The sequence below is a fragment of the Streptomyces bobili genome (genome assembly GCF_002154575.1).
Taxonomy (GTDB): Bacteria; Actinomycetota; Actinomycetes; order Streptomycetales; family Streptomycetaceae; genus Streptomyces; species Streptomyces bobili.
The window spans coordinates 1-2,619 of the sequence record NZ_MUBA01000686.1; the positions used below are offsets into that span (position 1 = coordinate 1).

Below are 2,619 nucleotides of genomic sequence, written 5' to 3' on the forward strand. Positions count from 1 at the left end.
CCATCGCCCCGGTGGTCAGCGTCCAGAACCGCTACGGCCTCGGCGAGATGGCGGGGCTCGATGCCGGAGACGCCGAGGTGGCGGACGAGTCCGGCCTGGCGCAGCTCGGCGAGGGCGCCGAAGTGTTCGGCGATCGAGTCCTGCTCCATCCGGCGCAGGTACACGAGGTCGAGGTGGTCCCGGCCGAGCTGGCGCAGGTTCTCCTCGACGTGGCCGCGGAGGTCCTCGGGACGGGCCGAGGTGCCCCACTCCCCCGACCAGTCGCGGAAGGGGCCGACCTTGGTGGCGATGAGCAGGTCGTCCGGGTACGGGGCGAGCGCGCTGTTGATGAGTTCGTTGGCCGAGCGCAGGGAGGAGAAGTAGAAGGCCGCGGTGTCGATGTGGTTGACGCCGAGGCCGGCCGCCTTGCGCAGCACGGCGATCGACCGGTCGCGGTCGCTCGGTGTGCCGAGGTGGAAGGCGGCGTCACCCGTCAGCCGCATCGCGCCGAAGCCGACGCGGCCGACGGTCGTGTCGCCCAGTGTCCAGGTGCCGGCGGCGTCCGCGGTGATCGTTTCCGAGGTCATCGGCGGAGTGTCGCACACCGCGTGCGGGTCAGCAGTAGAGATTGCCGCCCGGGGAGACGCCGAGGATCTGCGCGAACTGCTGGTACTTGGTGACCCGGCTCTGCACCTGCGCGGGGTTCCTGCCGTCGCACTCCAGGGAGCCGTTGATGGAGCGGATGGTCTGCCCGAAGCCGGCGCCGTTGACCATGGCGTTGTGGGGGGTCATGGTGCCGGGGCCGTTCTGGGTGTTCCAGTACCACAGGCCCGTCTTCCAGGCCACGGCCGCGTCGTTCTGCACCAGCCAGGGGTTGTTGAGGAGGTCGATGCCGAGCGCGTCGCCCGCTGCCTTGTAGTTGAAGTTCCAGCTGAGCTGGATGGGGCCGCGGCCGTAGTAGGCCGCCTGGCCGGCCGGGCAGCCGTAGGGCTGGCTCCAGTCGCAGTAGTGCGGGTAGTTGGCGGTGTTCTGCTCGACGATGTGCACCAGTCCGCCGGTCTCGTGGCTGACGTTGGCGAGGAAGGCCGCCGCCTCCTGCTTCTTGGTGGTGTCGCTGCCGGTGTTGGCGAATCCGGGGTAGGCCTTGAGGGCGGCGGTCAGGCCGCTGTAGGTGTAGAAGGAGTTCCGGCCCGGGAACATCTGGTTGAACTGCGCCTCGGTGACCACGAAGGTGCCCACGGGCGTCCCCGGTCCGCTGTCGCAGGCGTACGGCTCCCAGTACCAGGTGCTGATGACGGGGTCGTAGCCCGGATTGTCGTGCTCGGCGATGTAGGCCCTGCCGTCGGTGTAGCGGACGATGTCGCCGGTGCGGTAGGCCTTGCCCGCCGTCCAGCTCGGGTAGCTCGAACAGGCGGCGGCGGACGCGCTCGTGGCCGGCAGGAGCACGGGTACGGCGCCGGCGAGGACGAGTGCGGTCACGACGGCGGAGATGCGGCGTCTCGACACGGGATCAACTCCTTCGCGGAGCACGGCCGTCCCCGGCGCGGGCAGGGCGGAGCCCGGCCTGGTGCGCGTGCCGGTGGGGACCGGTCGCGGCGCGGGGCCGGCCGTGGTGGGGGGTGTGGAGCCACACTCAACCGCTTTGGTCTGTACCAGTCAAGGGTGTAGACCAGTCAACCCGGCCAGAGCCCGGCCAGAGCCCGGCCGGAGCCCGGACCGAGCCCTGCCATTGCCCTGACAGAGCCCGGCCGGGTCCAGTGTCGAGGCCGCTGCCGACCACTTCAGCCCCCGCCGAAGGAGTGTCCCCGTCCGCTCAGCTCAGCGGCTTCTCCAGCACCGCCTTGCGGTGGCTGAAGGTCTCCATCGAGTAGCGGCCGTGGTAGTTGCCCATGCCGCTCTCGCCCACTCCGCCGAACGGCAGGTCGGAGACGGTGAGATGGGCGAGCGGCAGCCCGTGCCCCAGGCCGCCGGAGGAGGTCTCGGCGGCGATGCGCGCGCGGGTCTCCTCGGACTCGGAGAAGACGTAGAGCGCGAGGGGCTTGTCGCGGTCGTTGATGAACGCGATGGCGCCGTCGAGGCCGTCGGCGGTCACGATCGGCAGGATCGGGCCGAAGATCTCCTCCCGCATGACGGGCGAGGCGGGGTCGACGTCGGCGAGGACGGTCGGCGCGATGTACTTGTCCTGACGATCACTGCTCCCGCCCACCACGACCCGGCCGGAGTCGAGCAGGCCGGTGAGCCTGTCGAAGTGGCGCTCGTTGATGATCCGGCCGTACTCGCCGGAGGTCTGCGGGTCGGCGCCGTGGACCTTCTCGACGGCCTCGGCGAGGAGGGGTTCGAGCGCGGCGGCCGTCTCGGGGTCGGTGAGGACGTAGTCGGGGGCGACGCAGGTCTGGCCGGCGTTGAGGAACTTGCCGCGGGCGAGCCGGTCGGCGACGACGGCGAGGTCGGTGCCGCGGTCCACGAACGCCGGTGACTTGCCGCCGAGTTCGAGGGTGACCGGGGTGAGGTGCTCGGCGGCGGCACGCATCACGATGCGGCCGACGGCGCCGTTGCCCGTGTAGAAGATGTGGTCGAAGCGCTCGGCCAGCAGGGCCGTGGTCTGCGGGATGCCGCCCTCGACGACGGCGACCGCGTCGG

At 70.9% G+C, this 2,619-nt stretch carries 3 protein-coding genes; all 3 read right to left on the reverse strand.

What is annotated here, in order from left to right; genetic code table 11:
* The coding region (locus BZL64_RS36210) for an aldo/keto reductase (protein WP_208639596.1) at positions 1-566 on the reverse strand (566 nt) is incomplete at its 3' end.
* A gap of 28 nt (positions 567-594) precedes the next feature.
* Positions 595-1,485 carry a glycoside hydrolase family 19 protein gene (locus BZL64_RS36215; protein WP_086773276.1) on the reverse strand — a complete coding sequence of 297 codons (891 nt, stop codon included), beginning with the start codon at positions 1,483-1,485 and terminating at the stop codon, positions 595-597.
* A gap of 307 nt (positions 1,486-1,792) precedes the next feature.
* Positions 1,793-2,619 (reverse strand): aldehyde dehydrogenase family protein (locus BZL64_RS36220; RefSeq protein ID WP_143663417.1); only part of this gene is annotated, 827 nt, incomplete at its 5' end.